Origin of the sequence: Curtobacterium sp. Leaf261, assembly GCF_001422205.1 — a bacterium.
GTDB lineage: Bacteria > Actinomycetota > Actinomycetes > Actinomycetales > Microbacteriaceae > Curtobacterium.
This window is the reverse complement of the sequence record NZ_LMMJ01000008.1, coordinates 425977-444674: the sequence shown is the minus strand read 5'-3', so window position 1 is coordinate 444674 and position 18698 is coordinate 425977. Positions and strand designations below refer to the sequence as shown.

The 18698-nt window shown below is 70.5% G+C and carries 16 protein-coding genes; 4 read left to right on the top strand and 12 right to left on the bottom strand.

The genetic code is table 11. The features are described 5' to 3' along the window. Positions 1-35: 35 nt before the first annotated feature. From ASF23_RS10240 to ASF23_RS10210, 7 genes are all read right to left on the bottom strand, one after another. Entirely contained in the window at positions 36-527 is a 492-nt protein-coding gene (locus ASF23_RS10240) for a hypothetical protein (RefSeq protein WP_055952616.1), read from the bottom strand. A 163-nt stretch (positions 528-690) separates the two neighbouring features. After that, a complete protein-coding gene (locus tag ASF23_RS10235; protein ID WP_055952613.1) occupies positions 691-1467 on the bottom strand; it encodes a polyprenol monophosphomannose synthase in 777 nt (258 codons plus the stop codon). Between the two features lie 99 nt (positions 1468-1566). Next, positions 1567-2262, bottom strand: a complete 696-nt coding sequence (locus ASF23_RS10230) for a class F sortase (protein WP_055952610.1) — start codon at positions 2260-2262, stop codon at positions 1567-1569. Then, positions 2259-3437, bottom strand: a complete 1179-nt coding sequence (locus ASF23_RS10225; RefSeq protein WP_055952607.1) for a glycosyl hydrolase family 8 — start codon at positions 3435-3437, stop codon at positions 2259-2261. The genes ASF23_RS10230 and ASF23_RS10225 overlap by 4 nt, the downstream gene beginning before the upstream one ends. Before the next feature lie 187 nt (positions 3438-3624). Beyond that, positions 3625-4464, bottom strand: coding sequence for a DUF4397 domain-containing protein (locus ASF23_RS10220; RefSeq protein WP_055952604.1), 840 nt, complete (start codon positions 4462-4464; stop codon positions 3625-3627). 77 nt (positions 4465-4541) lie between these two features. Next, positions 4542-6530, bottom strand: a complete 1989-nt coding sequence (locus tag ASF23_RS10215; RefSeq protein ID WP_055952601.1) for an ArnT family glycosyltransferase — start codon at positions 6528-6530, stop codon at positions 4542-4544. Continuing rightward, positions 6527-8047 carry a glycosyltransferase gene (locus tag ASF23_RS10210; RefSeq protein ID WP_082474014.1) on the bottom strand — a complete coding sequence of 507 codons (1521 nt, stop codon included), beginning with the start codon at positions 8045-8047 and terminating at the stop codon, positions 6527-6529. The genes ASF23_RS10215 and ASF23_RS10210 overlap by 4 nt, the downstream gene beginning before the upstream one ends. A 449-nt stretch (positions 8048-8496) precedes the next feature. Between ASF23_RS10210 and ASF23_RS10205 the strand changes: the two genes are divergently transcribed. The 3 genes from ASF23_RS10205 (at position 8497) to ASF23_RS10195 (ending at position 10901) form a co-directional block, all read left to right on the top strand. Further along, entirely contained in the window at positions 8497-9054 is a 558-nt protein-coding gene (locus ASF23_RS10205; protein WP_055952598.1) for a YceI family protein, read from the top strand. 303 nt (positions 9055-9357) lie between these two features. Beyond that, positions 9358-9924 carry a TIGR03086 family metal-binding protein gene (locus tag ASF23_RS10200; protein ID WP_055953257.1) on the top strand — a complete coding sequence of 189 codons (567 nt, stop codon included), beginning with the start codon at positions 9358-9360 and terminating at the stop codon, positions 9922-9924. Beyond that, a complete protein-coding gene (locus tag ASF23_RS10195; protein ID WP_055952595.1) occupies positions 9921-10901 on the top strand; it encodes an aldo/keto reductase in 981 nt (326 codons plus the stop codon). The genes ASF23_RS10200 and ASF23_RS10195 overlap by 4 nt, the downstream gene beginning before the upstream one ends. Before the next feature lie 204 nt (positions 10902-11105). Here the strand turns inward: ASF23_RS10195 and ASF23_RS10190 are convergent, their stop codons facing one another. Further along, positions 11106-12026, bottom strand: coding sequence for an oxygenase MpaB family protein (locus ASF23_RS10190; protein ID WP_055952593.1), 921 nt, complete (start codon positions 12024-12026; stop codon positions 11106-11108). A 94-nt stretch (positions 12027-12120) separates the two neighbouring features. Here ASF23_RS10190 and ASF23_RS10185 point away from each other — a divergent pair, with 94 nt between their 5' ends. Further along, entirely contained in the window at positions 12121-13803 is a 1683-nt protein-coding gene (locus ASF23_RS10185; RefSeq protein ID WP_055953254.1) for a long-chain-fatty-acid--CoA ligase, read from the top strand. A gap of 193 nt (positions 13804-13996) precedes the next feature. On the opposite strand, the gene ASF23_RS10180 is transcribed toward ASF23_RS10185, so the two are convergent. From ASF23_RS10180 to ASF23_RS10165, 4 genes are all read right to left on the bottom strand, one after another. Continuing rightward, positions 13997-14845: an ABC transporter permease gene (locus ASF23_RS10180; protein ID WP_055952590.1), complete on the bottom strand. Its 849-nt coding sequence runs from the start codon at positions 14843-14845 to the stop codon at positions 13997-13999. Then, positions 14842-15942 (bottom strand): ATP-binding cassette domain-containing protein, encoded by a 1101-nt coding sequence (locus ASF23_RS10175; protein WP_082474013.1) that lies wholly within the window; start codon positions 15940-15942, stop codon positions 14842-14844. The genes ASF23_RS10180 and ASF23_RS10175 overlap by 4 nt, the downstream gene beginning before the upstream one ends. Before the next feature lie 88 nt (positions 15943-16030). Further along, positions 16031-16861, bottom strand: a complete 831-nt coding sequence (locus ASF23_RS10170; protein ID WP_055952587.1) for a hypothetical protein — start codon at positions 16859-16861, stop codon at positions 16031-16033. Between the two features lie 127 nt (positions 16862-16988). Next, positions 16989-18677: an inositol monophosphatase family protein gene (locus ASF23_RS10165; RefSeq protein WP_162236748.1), complete on the bottom strand. Its 1689-nt coding sequence runs from the start codon at positions 18675-18677 to the stop codon at positions 16989-16991. Positions 18678-18698 lie beyond the last annotated feature (21 nt).

Sequence of the window (18698 nt, the reverse complement as noted above, 5' to 3'; positions counted from 1 at the left end):
GCCGGTCCCCCTCCGCCAGGCGCGGAGCGCTCTGATCAGGACGGGAGGCGCGGCCCGGCCCCGGTGGGCCGGGCCGGCGCCGTCTGTGCGAGCGCCCGCAGCCTCCGGCCCGACCGGACGAAGAGGACGAGCAGCACCACCTGGCCGACGATCTCGACGGCGAGCACCACGAAGTACGCCGGTGTCGAGATGCCCATCGAGGCCGCGGTGTCGGCCGACGTGCCGAGGAGCGGTCCCGTGACGGCGGTGACCACCCCGAGGAACGCGCTCACGAGCCAGAGCGTGCCGAGGCCGGAGGACCACCCGGAGGTCGCCGTCATGCGCCACCCCGGCCGCGGCGCGTCGGACTCCTCCGGTCCACGGAACACCCGCGTCAGCGCGAGGACCCCGAGGCAGTGCAGCACCGCGACGACGATGGCCCCGGTCGGACCCGGGACGAACCCGAGGGCCCGGCCGATGATCGACACGACGACGAACACGGCGACGACGAGTCCGGCCTTGGCCCAGCGGTTCCGCACGACGAACATGCGTCGATCATGCCACCCGAGCCTCCGGCTCCCCGGCTCCCCGGCCCCGCTTCCCCGGCCCCCGGCCCCTCCGCAGAACACGAACTCGGCCGGTTCTCGCAGAGCAATACCTTTGCGAGAACCGGCCAAGTTGGCGTCGTGCGGGCAGGGACAGGACGGGTCCCTACGCCACGTGGGCGTTCGCGCGGACGGACGGCAGGCGACGACGGTGCAGCACGAGGCTCTTCACCTCGCGCACCCGGCGGTCGATCCCCCAGCGCGTCACGAGCGTCAGGCTCTCGCGGACGATGTTGCCGCTCATCTTCGACACCCCGAACTCGCGCTCGGTGAACGTGATCGGCGTCTCGACGACACTGAGCCCGGCCTCGAGCGCACGCCAGCAGAGGTCGACCTGGAAGCAGTACCCCTTCGACGCGATGCCCGTGAGGTCGATGCGGCGGAGCGCCGCGGACGTGAACACCCGGAAGCCCCCTGTCGCGTCGCGGACGGGGATCCCGAGGGCGAGCCGCGAGTACAGGTTGCCGCCCTTGGAGAGGAGCTCGCGGTGCAGCGGCCAGTTCTCGACCTCGCCGCCCTTGACCCAGCGGGAGCCGAGGACCAGGTCGTTGGTCTCGGACAGCTCGAGCATGGCCGGCAGGTACTCCGGGTGGTGCGAGCCGTCTGCGTCCATCTCGACGAGTCGCTCGTAGCCGCGCTCGAGACCCCACGCGAACCCGGCGAGGTACGCCCCGCCGAGACCGTTCTTCTCGGTGCGGTGCAGCACGTGCACCCGACCATCGGCGGCGGCCAGCCGGTCGGCGATGTCACCGGTGCCGTCGGGCGAGTTGTCGTCGACGACGAGCACGTCGACACGGTCCGAGGCGGCGAGGGTTCGCTCGACGATCATGCGGACGTTGTCCGCCTCGTCGTACGTCGGGATGACGACCAGGGTGTCGATCATGATGCGGGCTCCTTCGGTGTTCCTTCGGACCGTAGCGGTCGAGCTTGGGGCGGACACCGCGATGCACGGTGTTCCGACGATGTGGGGCTGCGAGATCGATCAGGCGGTGTTCAGGTCCGCGAACACGATGAGGTTGTCGGTGTAGTGCCCGGCAGTCTTGTCGAATGTCCCGCCGCAGGTGATCAGGCGCAGTTCCGGTGTCGGGGTCGTGCCGTAGACGTTCGACGTCGGGAAGGCGTTCTTCGCGGCCTGCTGCGAGCTGCGCACCGTGAAGGAGAGCGTCGTGCCGTCCGACATGGACACCGTCACGGCGTCCCCGGCGGCGAGTTCGTCGAGGTCGTAGAAGATCGCGGCACTCGTCAGCGAGTCGACGTGGCCGGCGATGATCGCCGGACCGACGTGGCCCGGGACGACGCCGTCGCTGTACCAGCCGGCGTCGTTCCACTCGGTCGGCGGCTCGAGCGCACCGGCGGCGTCCTTGTGCAGGTCCTCGAGGTTCGCATCGACGTGGATCGACGGGATGTGCACCGACACCGGGACTGCGTCCGCGGCGGTCGACGACGTCTCGTTCGCGGTGGGGTCCTGCGGACCGTCCGCGGCGTTGTTCCCGCGCGGTGCCGCCGAGGACGACGACGAGGGCTCATCGGTGCTCGTCGCATCGGACGCTGGTTGCGAGACGGACGCGCGCGGGGCCTCCCGGCCGATCGCGACCGCCGCGGTCAGGCCGGCGCCTCCCCCGACGACCACGACAGCGGCGGCGATGGTCACCCATCCCCACTTCGGCAGCCGGATCACGATGCACTCCCACCGTCGGCGGCGCACCCGCCGAGCGCGTCGGAGGTCAGCATGGTCGCGCCGAGCGCCGCCCAAGCGTCGCCGTAGTAGGTCGGCGTCGTGGCAGCGGTGCGGTCGGCACGCGCCAGGTCCTTCGTGGCAGCGCTCGTCGATCCCGAGGCTTGCTCGCTCGCGGCACGGGCTGCGTACGCCAGCGCGCTCGTCGAGTCGGTGACGGCCGTGCCACCGAGGTCGAGCTGCGCCGCGAGCTGCGTCGACCTGCGGAGTGTCGGAGCGATGCTGCCGGCGATCGTCCGGTCGTCCGCGGAGCACGACTCGGCGAACCGGAGCGGCATGCGCATGGCGTCCCATCCGTACACGACGGGTCCGCTGTCGCCGCTCGGCGAGGCGAGTGGGTCGACCGAACCGTCCTGGTGGACCTGCGCCCAGTCGCTCGGCAGGTCGGTCTTCGCGAGGATGTTCTCGGCCACGGCACGGGAGCCGGTCTCGAGTTCCTTCCAGCGGTCGTCGCCCGTCGCCGCGAACAGCAGCGAGTACGCCACCGGGGAGGCGTAGGACGCGTCGTACTTGTACGGGTCGCCGGTCTTCGCCCACGGACCCGGCAGGAGGATCCGGCCGACGTCGGTCATCACGGTCTCCTTCGCCAGGATCGCTCCGGCGATCTGCGTGCCCGCCCTCGTGTAGGACGGCTCGTCGAACCGCTTGCCGGCGAGGACGAGTGCCCTGGCGGCATCGAGGTCGGCGTCGCTCGCGGACTGTTCGTCCGCGGTGCCACCGTCGACCTGCCAACGCCATGCGAGCAGATGGTCGTCGCCCTGCAGGTGCTTCCTCGTCCAGGTCCAGATGTCGGAGAAGGTCGAGCGGTCGTCGGACGCGAGTGCGATGAGCATGCCGTAGGCCTGTCCCTCGCTCACGGTGTCGCCGCCCTGGTCGGTGCGCACGACACGGCCGCCCTGCACGTAGTCGTCGATGAAGTCGCTGCGGAGCGTCGCCGCGGACCGACCGGCATCCTCCGCGGTTCCGGAGGTCGCGGTCGAGCTGGGCTGCTCGGCTGCCGTCCCCGCTGGGCCGTCGTCGCCGCTCCACGGGTGCACCGCTGCCACGGCGATGCCGCCGGTGACGAGCACCGCTGCTGCCGCGATGCCGGCGATGGGGATCCACTGTTTCCTCGTCATGCTGTCCTCTCCGGGCTCACGGTCCCGCGATGCGGGCGGCCCGTGTGGTCAGTGCGTCGGTCGGTGGTCGGGTTCTCCAGGTGCTGTCCGGTCGTCGGACGGCACGGTGACGGACGGGAGGCGCGGTGCGGGGCCGCCCCGTGCCTCCTGTCCGGAACGCGGTCCGGAACCTGACGTGCGGGTCCGGTCAGCGCACCAGCGTGTTCACGGCCTTGGCGATGCCGTGGCCGATCGTGTCGATCGGTGTCGCGGCTGCGCCGCCACCGCCGGTCTGCACACCGCCGACGGGGGTCGCCCCGACGGAGGCGCTGTCGACGACCGGGACGACCGTCAGGTTGCCCTGGGCGTTGTCGAGGACGAACAGTGTCGAGACGGAGCCGCTCGCCAGGTCGACGTCGGCGGAACCGGTCTGCCCGCCACCCCGGACGTTGAGCGACCACTTGCCGGCGCCGATCGTGGCGTACTGGGTCGCGGTGCCGAACTTGGCGTCCTTGGCCACGCTCGTGCCCTCGGTCGTGGTGATGCTGACCGTCTTGGCGTTCGTGGCGGCCTGCACGAGGCGCAGTCGGGCCTTGCCGTCCGCCGGCGCCGTGAGGTCGTCGGTGTAGGCGGCCGTCTTCAACGACTTGTTCTTGCCGTACGCCACGACGGTGGTCGGGGACCCGGCCTTGACCGTGACGTCGGTCGAGATGACCGGCGTCGAGTCCGGGGCGTTCGTGGCGCGCATCGACAGCACGTAGGTGCCGGCGGCGAGCTCCTTGTAGTCGCTCACCTGCCCGTACTTGACGTCGTCGAGCTCGAAGATGCTCGCACCGCCGGACAGGTTCGACAGCTGCACGTCGACGCCCTTGGTGTCGGGCGACAGGTGCGCCACGCGGAGCCATCCGTCGGACTCCGCGGCGTTCGCCGGCGCGCCGATGCCGATCGATGCGGCGACGACCGCGAGTGCGATCCCGCCGACGAGGGCGAACCGCCCACGGCGGCGCTGGGTGGGGATGGTGGAGGTCGTTGCGTCTCGGGTTGACATCGTGCTGCTCCTTGTCCGCGGATGGGACGTCCGCGTCGTGGATGGGTGCCGGGGCGTTCGGGGTGGGACCCCGAGCGTCATGGCGTGGGAGTGACGACCGAGGTCGCCGGGTCGGTGGCCGAGAACGTCAGCACGAGCTGCCTGCCGTCGCGGTCGATCGATTCGGGTGCGTAGGTGCCGTCCATGGCGCGGATCTGCTGTTCGATGCGGAGCGTGTCGCTGACGGACGACCCCTCGAGGACGACCCGTCGGAAGACCTGTCCGTCCTCGCCCTCGATCGGCGTGAACCGATCGACGTGCACCGTGCCGGCCGAGAGCAGCTGGCCGAGGACGATGACCGCACGCTGGTCGACCTGGCCGGCCGCGAACTGGCTCTTCGTGCCGGCGTTCGCGTCGAGCGACGGGTTCTCGGAGAGCTGCGTGCCGATCGTCTTCCGGAGGTCGGAGGCCTTCGTGATCGCCTGGTCGGCGGCCGCCTGCCCCTCGGAGTGGATCCGTCGGACGTCGACCTGCTGGTTCGAGGTCCCGAAGCTCGCGACGACCGTGGAGTTCCTGATCGCCTTCGCGACGTCGGCCGACGAGTTCCCGCCGGTCCGCATCGAGTCCGTCGTGATGACGTAGTCGGAGTCCTTCCAACCGTTCGGGGACTGCTTGATGACGGCGCCGTCGGTGTCGAGCTTGTAGTACCAGATCACGTTGTTCCTGGCGAAGCCGTCATTGACGAGATCGACCCACATGGCGTCGTCGACCAGCAGTCGAGAGCTCTTGTCGACGTTGTCGCCGACCCAGGTCTCGGCCTGCTGCATCGGCTGGTCGAGGTTCGTCAGGAAGAACCCACGGAGCTGCCCGGTCCAGAGCGGCACCGCCACGACGAGGGCGGCGGCCATGGCGGCGAGCCACGTCACGCCGACGGCACGGCGGAGGGCGACGCGCTTCCGCTTGATGCCCATCACCGCGATCACGGCGCGCTCGCCGGCGTACGCGATGAGCAGCGCACCGAACGGCACGAGGATGATCACGTACGGCACCGGCAGGTACCCGTTCGGGCGGAACATCATCGCGAGCAGGAAGATCATCATCGCGGCGATCGGACGGATGCGCTTCAGGAAGAGCCCGACGACCGCGGCGAGGACACCGACGATGATGAACGTCGGGTCGAGCTGCCACCACTGCTTCGCGGCGTCGAAGGCCAGGCTCGAGGTGTCGAGGATGGATCCGCTGCCGTTCCGGGACGCGAGCTGGTAGGTGATCCCCTCGAGGAGGCTCACCCGCCCGGCACCGGGGACGAGTTCGCCCTTCACCGCTGCGAGCATCAGGTACCCGCCACCGATGATCACGAGGACGGCACCGGCGACGCTGAGCGTGTACCGACGGGTGCTGCGGTCGCTGTTCCGGATCATCGTCCACGCCAGGAACGGCAGGGCGAGCAGGTACGTCTCCTTGGAGAGCGTCGCGATGCCGAGGCACGCGGCCGAAGCGGCGAACCCGGCGAGCTGCTGGCGCTTGCTGAGGGCGAGGACGAACGCAGCGATGAGCCACGGGGTCGCGACGTTGTCGATGTACACCGTGCGGTGGTACTGCAGGGCGAGCGGCGAGAGCGCGAAGACCAACGGCGCGACGATCGCACCGGCGCGGGAGAGCCGCAGCTTGCGGCCCAGGACGAACAGCAGCAGGGCGGACACGACGGTGAAGAACACCATCGCCTCACGGGCTGCGTCGACGGCGAACGGGTAGCGGAGGAACGCCCCGGTCAACTGCGTGTACCCGGCGATCTGGATCCAGCCGAGCGGTGGGTGGTCGTACCAGTAGGTGTAGTGCGTCAGTTCGCCGAGGTGCGAGATCGCCCACGCCTGCGCGGTGTAGGTGCCCTCGTCGTCGATGCGCTGGGGGTTGCCGGTCATGTTGATCGACTGGACGACGGCCGCGATCGCGAGGACCGGGGTGATCCAGGCGATGTTCCTGGCGTGGACGGCGAACCAGCGCGCGATGCCGGACTGCTGCGTCGCTCTCGCGCGGACGGTCGGGGTCGTGCGGACCGCCGCGGGGTGGGTCGTTCCGGCGCTCATCGGTCATCTCCGTTCGTCGTCCCGGCCATGGCGAGGACCGGCTGCCCGGCGGACTGGCCTGCCGACGGGTCGGTCACGGCGCTCGGGAACCCGGTGACCTGCGGCTGTGCGGAGCGGTGCTGGTTCGTGTGCTCCGTCTTCTCCCAGCCGTTCTGCTTGCGGGCGTGCCGGACGACGGACCGCACGGCTGCTGCGGCGAGGAAGATCTGGTACGGGATGAGTCCGAGCACGAGCTTGACGTAGTCGCGGATCCGGACCTTCTCCTTGTAGATGCGCCCGAACTCCCCGAGCCCGACGATCTCGACGGCCAGCAGCATGAGTGTCGGTGCGACCGGGATGAAGGACACCAGGGCGATGGCGGTCGGCACCTTGACGAAGACGATCATCAGGACGCTCAGCGGGATGAGGAGTCCGGTCGCGGCCTGCACGAACGGCATGATCAGCAGGTACCGGGCGAAGAAGCGCTGCTTCGCGGTCGGCAGCTTCTTGTACTCGCCCTTCGCGAGGACCTGGAGGAACCCCTGGTTCCAGCGGGTGCGCTGCTTGAGGAGCGAGGTGAACGTGGGCGGGGTCTCCTCGCGGGTGACCGCCTCCGGGCTGTACGCGACGACGACCTTCGCGCCGTCCGCGGACAACCGCACGCCGAGCTCGCAGTCCTCGGCGAGGCAGTGCGCGTCCCAGCCGTCCGACCAGTCGAGGCGTTCCTTGGTGACGAAGACGGTGTTCCCACCGAGCGGGATGAACTTCGACTCGGCGTGGAAGTGCAGGCGCGAGCGGAACCAGAAGTAGTACTCCAGGACGTTCCGGAGGCTCCACCAGCTCGACTTGAAGTTCATCAGCTGGACGCCGCCCTGCACGACGTCCGCGTCGGTCTCCTGGAAGCGGGAGTCGACGAGCGTCAGGAGCTTCGGGTAGACCTCGTCCTCGGCGTCGAACACGCCGACGATGTCGCCGGTGGCGTACTGCAGCGCGAGGTTCATCGCCTTCGGCTTGTTCTTCGGCAGGGTGTCGTCGACGACCACGCGGATGAGCTCCGGGTGGCGCGCCGCTGCCTCACGGACGACGCGGTCGGTCTCCGGGTCGTCCTCGCCGACGATGGCGATGATCTCGAAGTCCGGGTGGTCCTGCATCGCGAGCATGTCGAGGGTCTGCCCCATGACATCCTGCTCGTGACGACCGGGGACCAGCAGCGTGAAGCGGTGTGCGGCGGGCAGCGGGTCGGTGCTGAAGCTCGTCGACTTCAGTGCGTCACGGGAGCGCCAGGCGTGCAGCATCCACCAGAGGGTGGACAGTGCGATGCAGGTCAGCAGCACCGAGATGGCGATGAGCGCCGAGTACCCGATCCACTCGCCGATGCTCCACGCGCTGCCCGAGACCGCACCCGAGCCACCGGCCGGCACCGAGGTCGTGCCACGGTTCGGGGTGTCGTTCGCCGGACCGTTCTGGCTCGGCTGGAGCAGCGCGCCCGCGAGGGTCGAGCCGTGGGATGCGAGTGTGGTGATCAGGGTGCTGCTCATGGACCAGGGCCTCCGTGGGATCGGGAACGACGGTGGTGGGCGCGGCGGGTCGGACTGGGAACTGTCAGACGCCGGTGCCGGCGGCGCTGTCGGCGATGGTGCGGGGTGTCGTGCTGCGGCGATGTGCTCTGGGAAGACGAGACACATTCATGATGCCCCGGACTGGGCGCACCCGTTCGGGGGGCACACGCCGGGTCATGTCACTCATTCGGGGGCATCGCGGAAGTCGTTTGCAGGGGTACACACACCCTCAGCCCATTGCCAGAGTCACGTCACCCGGCGTTCACACGCGGCAGCCGGGGCGCGCGGCAGCCCGCAGGCCCGGATGAACAAATGGTTGTCGCTCTAACTTTTTTGTCCGATGATGGAATACACTCACAGATCGATGCGCTTGCATGATCGAGCCATCCGGCAGACCACGTCCCAGACCATCACCACGAGGAGAACTCATGGCCATCACCGCTTCCACCATCCCGGGCTACGTCGCAGGCACCTGGGTGCTCGACCCCACGCACTCCGAGGTCGCCTTCAGCGTCCGTCACCTCGCCATCAGCAAGGTCAAGGGCAAGTTCGAGAAGTTCGACGCCACGCTCGAGACCAGCGAGAACCCCCTCGACACCAAGATCACCGCGACGATCGAGATCACGAGCGTCAACACCGGCCAGGAGCAGCGCGACGGCCACCTCCGCACCAGCGACTTCTTCTCCGCCGACGAGTTCCCGGAGATCACGTTCACCTCGAAGAGCATCCGCGAGGACGGTGACGACCTCCTCGTCGACGGTGACCTCACGCTCAAGGGCGTCACCAAGCCCGTCACCCTCACGACCGAGTTCGGCGGCATCACCACCGACGGCTACGGCCAGACCAAGCTCGGCGTCGAGGCGACCACCAAGATCGACCGCACCGAGTTCGGCGTGACCTGGAACGCCGCGACCGAGGCAGGCGGCCTGACGCTCGGCAACGACGTCACCATCACGCTCGACCTGCAGTTCGCCCCGAAGGCGTAGGTCTCGCTGTCCGGGCGGCATCGCTGCCCCGACGAACCCCGGTGCCCGGTGGGCGCCGGGGTTCCGTCGTTCCGGGCGCTCGTCCTGCACAGCGCGCGGTCCGCAACATCCGTCCACAGACGGGAGGCGCGACCCGACCACGCGCTCACCGTGCGGCGTACCGTTGCACCGCTGGCGATCCTCCCGGCCGAGCAGTCCGGGAACACGACACCCTCGGCCTGCGTTCACCAGGACGCGCACCGGCGCAGCCGCGCCCGGTGCATCGGCGCTCGCCGGCACCACCCGTACGACAGGAGCACGACCTTGGCCCACGACTGGATCGACCTGCAGGCGCGTGCCGCCGCCGAGTTCGGTCGCCGCCTCACCGCGGTCACCGACTGGGACGCACCGACGCCCGACACCGAGTGGACGACGAGGGACCTCGTGACCCACGTCATCGACGAGCAGCGCTGGATCCCCCTGCTGCTCAGCGGGTGCGCGTACGAGCAGGCCGAGGCCGACCTCGAGCCGATCGGGGACGACCTCGTCGCGGCGTGGCAGCGGTTCTCGGCCGCAGCGAGCGCCGCGTGGTCGTCGGCGTCCCTGGACACGGACGTCCACCTGCAGACCGACACCGTCTCCGCCGGCGAGTACCTGCGGGAACAGACCTCCGACATCGCCATCCACTCGTGGGACCTCGCGCGCGCGACCGGCGCGGACGAACACCTCGACGACGGACTCGTCGAAGCGGTCTGGACGGTGTTCGAGCCACAGATCGACTCATTGGCCGCGAGTGGCCTCTACGACGCACCCATCCAGGTCGATGACCACGCCACGCTGCAGACGCGGCTGCTGGCGGTCACCGGCCGCGACGAACGGACCTCCGCATGAAGACCACACGACTCGGCACCACCGGCCTCGAGATCAGCGCCGTCGTCCTCGGGATGATGAGCTACGGGGAGCCGGACAAGGGCTCCCACGAGTGGAGCGTCGGCATCGACGACGCCCGGCCGTTCGTGCGCCGCGCCTACGAGGCCGGGATCACCACCTTCGACACCGCGAACGTGTACTCCGCCGGGTCGAGCGAGGAGATCACCGGAACGCTCCTCAAGGAGCTCGCCCCGCGCGAGGACGTCGTCATCGCGACGAAGGTGTTCAACCGGATGCGCGAGGGCCGCAACGGGGCCGGACTCAGCCGGGTGTCGATCATGCACGAGATCGATGCCTCGCTCCGACGACTCGGCACCGACTACGTCGACCTCTACCAGATCCACCGTTTCGACCCGGTCACGCCGATCGAGGAGACCATGGAGGCGCTGCACGACGTGGTCAAGGCGGGCAAGGCGCGGTACATCGGCGCCTCGAGCATGTGGGCGTGGCAGTTCGCCCGGATGCAGCACACTGCCGAGCTGCACGGCTGGACGAAGTTCGTGGCGATGCAGGACCAGTACAACCTCCTCGAGCGCGAAGAGGAGCGGGAGATGCACCCGTTCTGTGCCGCCACCGGGGTCGGTGTGATCCCGTGGAGCCCGCTCGCGCGCGGCAAGGTGACGCGGCCGTGGGGCGAGTCCGGCACCAAGCGCGAGGGCACCGACGAGTTCGGCAAGACCCTCTACCGCCAGGACGAGGACGCCAACCGCGCGATCGTCGACGCGGTCGCAGCGGTCGCCGACGCCCGTGGGGTGCCGATGGCGCAGGTCGCACTGGCGTGGGTGGCGGGCAGGTCCGCCGTCACGGCACCGATCGTCGGCGCGACGAAGGAGCAGCACATCGACGACGCCGTCGCGGCGAGCGACCTCGAGCTCACGGACGACGAGGTCGCGCAGCTCGAGGCGCCCTACACGCCGAGGACCCCGTCCGGCTTCTGAGCGCCGCACGCGTGGACGGACGCGCTGTCGTCGGTCTGCGGGAGTCGTCGCCGCGACCCGCGCGGGGCGGCGACTCCTGTCCGATCACGGTCGGCTGACCGATCGCGGTCGGCTGACTGCTCGCGGTCGGCTGGCCGCTCGGGGTCGGCTGGCCGCTCGGGGTCGGCTGTCTGCTCGCGTTCGTCCAGGGCTCGGCGGCCGGTCTCAGGCTGCGCGCTGCTCGGCGCGGAGCCGCTCGATCCGGACGAGCGCCGAACGCTCGGTCCCGGAACGCTCGCCGAGGACCCTCCCGATGCCGTCGAGCACCAGGCGCGTCGATGCGATCGCGGGCGCCGGGACGGGACCGATGCCGGGGACGGGCAGTCCGAGCAACTTGCGGTGCCTCGGGTCGAGTGACGCGACCGCGCCGTCGAAGAGCACCCGGTACCCGGGGCGCAGGAGCCGTGCCAGTGGCGGGTTCTTGATGAACGAGACGACCTCGCGCGTTCGGGCCGAGACGGCGAGCTCGCCCCGGTCGAGGTACCCGTCGAGGTCCGCCCGGAGCGCAGCGTCCGACTCCGGTGGAGCATCGACGTGCATGAGTCGCCCGGCGGTCGACCACTCCCGCACGTACGCGTCGGCGCCGCCGGGGATCGGCTCGCCCCAGAGCTCCGCCGTCCGCAGGAACCCGTCGGCGAACGCCAGGTGCACCCACCGGAGGAGGTCGGGGTCGTTCGCGGTGTACGGCCGCTGCACGCCGTGCCCGTCGACGAACTCGCCACGGACGCGCTCGTGCAGCCGGAGCACCCACTCGCTCCCGGCGGTCGCCGTCGCCGTGTCGCCGTGCGTCACGGTGTAGATCCACCGAATGGTGCCTGCGAGTCGGCCGAACGGATCCTCGCGGTAGCGGGAGTGGTCGTACACACCGGCGAGCGCCCCCGGGTGCAGTGCCTGGACGAGGAGCGCCCGGATACCGGCGACGATGGTGGACATCCCGCCGTGCACGGCCCAGGTGGCCGAACCGGGCCCGAAGAACCCGGCGTCGGAGCCGCGTTCGAGGTCGTCGATCCACGTTGGGCGGACGGTGGAGCTGCCGGTGAATGTGACGTTCAGCCGGTCGCGCATGGCAGTGGCCAGGGAAACCATGACCGCATTCTGCGCCGCGGAGTGGAGAGCCCGCCTGGAATAGCGCTCGGTGGCCTCCCAGCGCACTCCGGTCTCGACCTCTATCGTGGTCCGCGTGAGCAACGACACGCCGCGGCCATGGCTGGCCAGCTACGCGCCAGGAGTCCCGCACGACATCGACGAGCCGACCGGGTCGCTGCTCGACCTCGTCGAGGAGTCCGCCAGACGCTTCCCCCGGAAGGTCGCGCTCGAGTTCTTCGGCCAGACCACCTCGTACGCCGACCTGCAACAGCAGATCGAGCGGGCGGCGCAGGGCCTGAAGAAGCTCGGCGTGGTGGCGGGTGACCGCGTGGCGATCGTCCTCCCGAACTGCCCGCAGCACGTCGTGGCGTTCTACGCGGTCCTCCGGCTCGGTGCGATCGTCGTCGAACACAACCCGCTCTACACGCCTCGCGAGCTGCGGCACCAGTTCGAGGACCACGGGGCGAAGGTCGCCATCGCCTGGGACAAGGCCGTCGCGGCGATCCAGGACTTCCCATCCGACGTCCGGCTCGACGCGATCGTCTCCGTGGACCTGACCCGGGCGATGCCGAGGAGCACGCGTGCCGCCCTCGCGCTCCCCCTCAAGAAGGCCAGGGAGTCCCGCGACAAGCTGACCACGAAGGTCCGCGGCACCACCCGGTGGGAGGCCCTGGTCGACAGTCGCCGGATCGCACGGCGCCACCCGCGGCCTGCAACAGAGGACATCGCCCTCATCCAGTACACGTCCGGCACGACGGGGACGCCGAAGGGCGCGGTGCTCAGCCACCGCAACCTGCTCGCGAACGCGGCGCAGGCGAGGGTCTGGATCCCGCAGATCACGCTCGGCGACAGCACGGTGTACGCGATCCTGCCGATGTTCCACGCGTACGGTCTGACCCTCTGCCTCACCTTCGCGATGAGCATGGCCGCGCGGCTCGTGCTCTTCCCGGCGTTCGATCCGGCGCTCGTGCTCACGGCGATGAAGAAGCACCCGCCGACGTTCCTCCCCGCGGTGCCGCCGATCTACGCCAGGCTCCAGCACGCCGCCGACGCCAAGGGGGTCTCGCTCAAGGGCATCGAGATCGGCATCTCGGGGGCCATGCCGCTCAGCAAGGACATCATCGAGCCGTGGGAGGCACGCACCGGCGGGTGGCTGGTGGAGGGCTACGGGCTGTCCGAGACCTCGCCCGTGATCATGGCGAACCCGGTGTCCGACGCCCGGCGTCTCGGCGCCGTCGGGCTGCCGCTCCCGTCGACGTCGATCCGCATCGCCGATCCGGACGACCCCGCCAAGGACGTGCCGGTCGGCGACCCGGGTGAGCTCCTCGTCAAGGGTCCGCAGGTGTTCTCCGGATACTGGGGTCGGCGCGAGGCGTCGGACGAGGTCTTCGCCGACGGGTGGTTCCGGACCGGCGACATCGTCTCAATGGACGACGACGGGTACGTCTCCATCGTCGACCGGCTCAAGGAGCTCATCATCACCGGGGGCTTCAACGTCTCTCCGTCCGAGGTCGAGGACACCCTGGTGACGTTCCCCGGTGTGCGCGAGGTCGCGGTGGTCGGCATCACCCAGAACGGGAACGAGCAGGTCGTCGCCGCGGTCGTCCCGACGAACCCGGCCGACTTCGACGCGGACGGGCTCCGCGCGTACGCCCGCGAGCACCTCGCGGCCTACAAGGTGCCACGGCGGATCGTGGTCGTCGAGGACCTGCCGCGGTCGATGATCGGCAAGGTGCTCCGCCGGAAGGTGCGCGACCAGATCACCGCGAAGGACTGACCGCACCGACGAGCATCCTGGCCCTGCGCGCCCGCGGGCACCCCGGGCCCGGCGCGCCAGCGGGCGGAGCCGCGCCGGGCCAGGCGCGCCGGTGGGCGTGTCCGGTCAGGTCGGGCCGAGCCGTGGTGCCGGCCACGCGCACGACGTTCGGGGTCCCGGCCAGGCGATCCGCGCCTCCCGTCCGAGACCGCCGCTACTTCGCGCTGATCCGCGTGTACTTGTCGACGCTCCAGGGGACGAACACCGCGAGCATCACCGCGATCCCGACGAGCACCGTGACCACCGGGTGCTGCATCGTCCAGATGTCGGGCACGGGTGCGCTGCCGACGTTGCCGAAGAGCTGCCGCGCGGCCTGCACGAGTGACGACACCGGGTTCCACTCCGCGAACACCCGCAGCACGAGCGGCAGCGTGTCGCTCGGGACGAATGCGTTCGAGATGAACGTCAGGGGGAACAGGATCATGAAGGACGCGTTGTTGATGACCTCGGGTGTCTTGACGCTCATGCCGAGGAGCGCCATCACCCAGCTGAAGGAGTAGCTGAAGAGCAGGAGCAGTGCCACCCCGGCGATGAACTCCGGCGGCGAGGAGTTGACCCGCCATCCGACGATCAGCCCGGTGAGCATCATGATCACCATCGAGATCGTGTTCAGCACCAGGTCGCTGTTCGTCCGACCGATGAGCACCGCGGACGACGTCATCGGCAGCGTGCGGAACCGGTCGATGAGGCCTTCCTTCAGGTCCTGGGCCATCGCCGAGCCGGAGAACGTCGCACCGAAGACCACCGTCTGGGCGAAGATCCCCGCCATCAGGAACTGGGTGTAGTCGGTTCCCTTCACCGCGATCGCGCCGCCGTACACCTGGCTGAAGAGCAGCACGAACATGACCGGCTGCAGGACCGCGAACACGAGCATGTCCGGCGACCGCTTGATCTTGATCAGGTTGCGCTTGGTGACCGTCCAGCCGTCGGAGAACCACACCGCCACGGGCGCGGAGACGACCACGGGCAGGGAGGTGATCGGGGTGCGGGTGACGGCGCTCATCGGACCGTCTCCTCGGTACGCCGGCGTCGATCGATCCGCGAGCCGCCCGCACCCGCGCGGTCCGAGGGCCCCGGCGCGCCAGACCCCGCCGACCGGTCGGACCCCGCCGACCGGTCGGACCCCGCCGACGGGTCGGGCTGCTCGTCCTCGGTCGCCGCGTGGCCGGTGAGCCGGAGGAAGACGTCGTCGAGTGTCGGACGGCGCATACCGGCGTCGTGGAGCTCGATCCCGATGTCGCCCAGCTCGCCGAGGATCCGCTGCAGCGCCGCCGGACCGTTCGTCACCGCGATGGAGTGGGTCCTGCCGTCCCCCGAGCTCTCCACCGCACCGGTGCCGGTCCGTTCGAGCACCCCGACGACCCTGACCGCGTCGGTGGCGTCCACGACCGTGACCACCACGCGGTGTCCACCGACCTGCGCCTTCAGCTCGTCCGAGGTGCCCCGGGCGATCACGGTCCCGTCGTCGATCACGGCGATGTCGTCGGCGAGCCGGTCCGCCTCCTCGAGGTACTGGGTGGTGAGGAGCACCGTGGCTCCGTCCGCCACGAGCCGCTCGATGATGCCCCAGAGCGCCAGGCGGCTGCGGGGATCGAGGCCGGTGGTCGGCTCGTCGAGGAACAGCACCCGCGGGTTCATGACGAGTGCTCCGGCGAGGTCGATCCGCCGGCGCATGCCCCCGGAGAACCCCTTCACCGGGCGGTCCCCCGCCTCGGCGAGGTCGAACACGTCGATGAGCTCGCGTGCCCGGGCGCGTGATGCGGACCGGCCGAGGTGGTACAGGCGACCGATCATCTCGAGGTTCTCGAAGCCCGTCAGGTTCTCGTCGACGGCCGCGTACTGGCCTGACACACCGATCGCTCGACGGGTGGCCTGCGGGTCGGCGACGACGTCGACGCCGGCGATGGTCGCACGTCCGGAGTCCGGCCGGATCAGCGTGGTGAGGACCTTGACGGTGGTGGTCTTGCCGGCGCCGTTCGGGCCGAGGAGGGCCATGACGCTACCCTCGGGGACGTCGAGGTCGAGCCCCGCGAGGGCGTGCACCGGCCCGGACTTCGACCGGTAGGTCTTCGTCAGACCCTCGGCTTCGATGATCGACATGGCAACTCCCTCGTCAGACCACGCAACGTGTCAGATGGTGGGCACTCCCGAGGGCGCATCGGGAGTGGGACCCGGGGGCGCCGTGGGCTCAGATGTCGAACCCGCCACCGAGGTCCTGGTCGAACCCGCCGTCGTCGCCCCAGCCGCCGCCGTCCGACCATCCTGCGTCGTCGAACCCGCCGCCGTCCGAGGCACCGGCGTCGGATGCACCGGCGTCGTTCCCGGAAGTATCCCCCGAAGCGTCGCCGTCCGCACCCCCCGCGTCCGACTCGGCACCGGATGCGTCGGTCCCGCCGTCGAACGCGCCGGGATCCGGCAGGAACGCACTCATCAGTGTGGAGCCGATGACGTACCCCGCGACCGACCCGAGGATCGAGGCGCCGATCATGCTCCCGAAGCCCGGCCCCTGCCGCTGCCCGGCCATGCCGCCGCCGAACCCGCCGCCGCCGAACCCGCCGCGGCCACCGGTGAACCCGCCGAGCGAGCGCTCCATGGTCCCGGGCTGCCGGAGCTCGGAGCGCGTCGCGGCCTGTGCCAGCGAACGAGCGTCGTCGCCGCGGGGAGCGTCGCCGGCCGGAGCGTTTTTGGAGAGCTCGTCGAACACCATCCGCCGCTGCTCCGGCGTGAGTCGCTCGAACGCCTCGGTGTGGACCTCCTCGATGCGCTCTGGCGGTGCCGTGCGGAGCAGGTAGCGATACCGCTCGACCGCGCGCTCGTCATCGGAACGCGGGTCCGCTGGTTGCTGTGCGCCTTGCTGTGCGCCGCCGTTCGCCTGGCCGGGGCCGCCCTGGTACGACTGCTGCCCGTACTGGAAGCCCTGCTCACGCGGCGGCTGGCCGTACGGCTGCTGCCCGTACTGCGGCTGGCCGGTCGGCTGGTGGCGGTCGTCGCGGCCGAGCAGTCGGTCGAGGAATCCCATGCGCTGTCTCCTTCGGGTGGAGCACTCAGCGTACGGAGCAGCGGGCGACGCTCGCTGTGCGCCCGCTCAGAATCCGCCCGTCCCCGCTGCGAGCCGGCTGGACCCGGGGGTGGCCACGTCGGAGGGCTCAGGAGCCCAGCGCAGCCGTCCAGATCGCGTGCAGCTCACCGGCCACGTCGGGGTGGGCGACGAGGACGGGCTGACCGACGGCGGGGAACCCCCGGACCGGACCGGACGGGTCGAGCACGACACCGCCGGCCTCGTGCACCAGCAGGAGTGCGGCCGCGTGGTCGATCGGGTCGAACGCGGACACGCAGGCGCCGGCACCCCTCCCCGCGGCGACCTGCGCGAGCGTCAACGTCCCGGACCCCATCACGCGGAGGGTGCACGATCGATCGGCGAGCGCGTCGAGGAACGCGGCGAAGCCCGGCCAGGGCCGATGCCCGTCGAGCTCGGTGCCGACGACGTTCCCCGCGAGTGACACCCGGCCGGACGTCTCGTCCGAGCGGAGCCGGAGCGCACGCCCCCGGTTCCTGGCGCCGTGCCCGTGTCTCGCCTCGAGCACCTCGCCGCGCCACGGATCGGCGACGGCACCCACCACGGGGCGTCCGTTCCGGGTCAGACAGATCGACATGCTCGTCCACGGCAGGCCGTTCGCGAGGTTCGTCGTGCCGTCGACCGGGTCGAGGTACCAGCGGAAGGCGTCCCCGGGCGCGTCCCCGTACTCCTCGCCGGAGAACCCGTGCGTCGGGAACGCCGCCCTGACCCGCCCCCGGACGTGTTGCTCGACGAGCCGGTCGACGTCGGTGACCAGGTCGGCCGGATGCGTCTTCGTCGTGACCGCCGTGACCGGGTGCTCGCGGGTGAACGCGATCACCTCGTTCGCGACGCGGTGCACGAGCACCTCGGCACGCACCGCGACCTCGGCCTCGCTCGGCACCGTGTCGAGGGACGGCCACCCCCGCGACGCGGCCGTCTCGAGCGACGCCTGCACGAGGGGGACGTCGTCGGTGGTGATCGAGTCCGCTCCGGTCCGCTCGGCCCACACGGCGAGGTCCGCGTCGTCGACGGTCCAGCAGGACACGAGGAGTCCGAGACGGTGCGCCGCCCGCACCGTCGCCGGCGTGAGGAACGCAACGTCGAGGTTCAGGACGGCGGGCCGGAGTGGGACGAGGTCGGCGGCCGTCGGTGCGGCGAGCGACTCCCACGCGAGCCAGACGACCGCATCGGGGAGCACCGTGCGGACCACGTCCATCGCGGCGGGTGCTCCGCACCACTCGACGAGGGGGGCGGTGGGTGCGCCGAGGACCGTCGTCGCGGCGGTCACAGCGTCCTCAGGGTCCGCCAGGTCGATCACGAGCACCGTCCCCGTGCCGCCGAGACGATCGAGCACCGCGTCGAGCCGCGGGATGCGATCGAGACCGTTGCCGAGGCGCGCGACCTCACACCACGGCACGTCGGCGACCGGGCGGGCATCTCCCCAGAGCCTCGCCAGGGTCTCGTCGTGGAGCAGGACGGCGACCCCGTCCGAGGTCCGTCGGACGTCGACCTCGATCGCGTCCGCCCCCACGGCAGCGGCGGCAGCGACCGACGGCAGGGTGTTCTCGCGGCGGACACGGGGTGCGCCACGGTGTGCGACGACCCGGCGTGTCGGTACCGACCCCGCATCATCCGCTGACGCCGCGGAGCCAGTGGACGCCGCGGAGCCAGTGGATGCCGCGGAGCCAGTGGACGCCGCGGAGTCCGTGGACGCCGCGGGGTGGTCGTCCACTCCGACGACGGGTGCCGCGGACTCGCCGAGGTCGATCGTGCTCACGGAACGATCGTTCCACCCCGA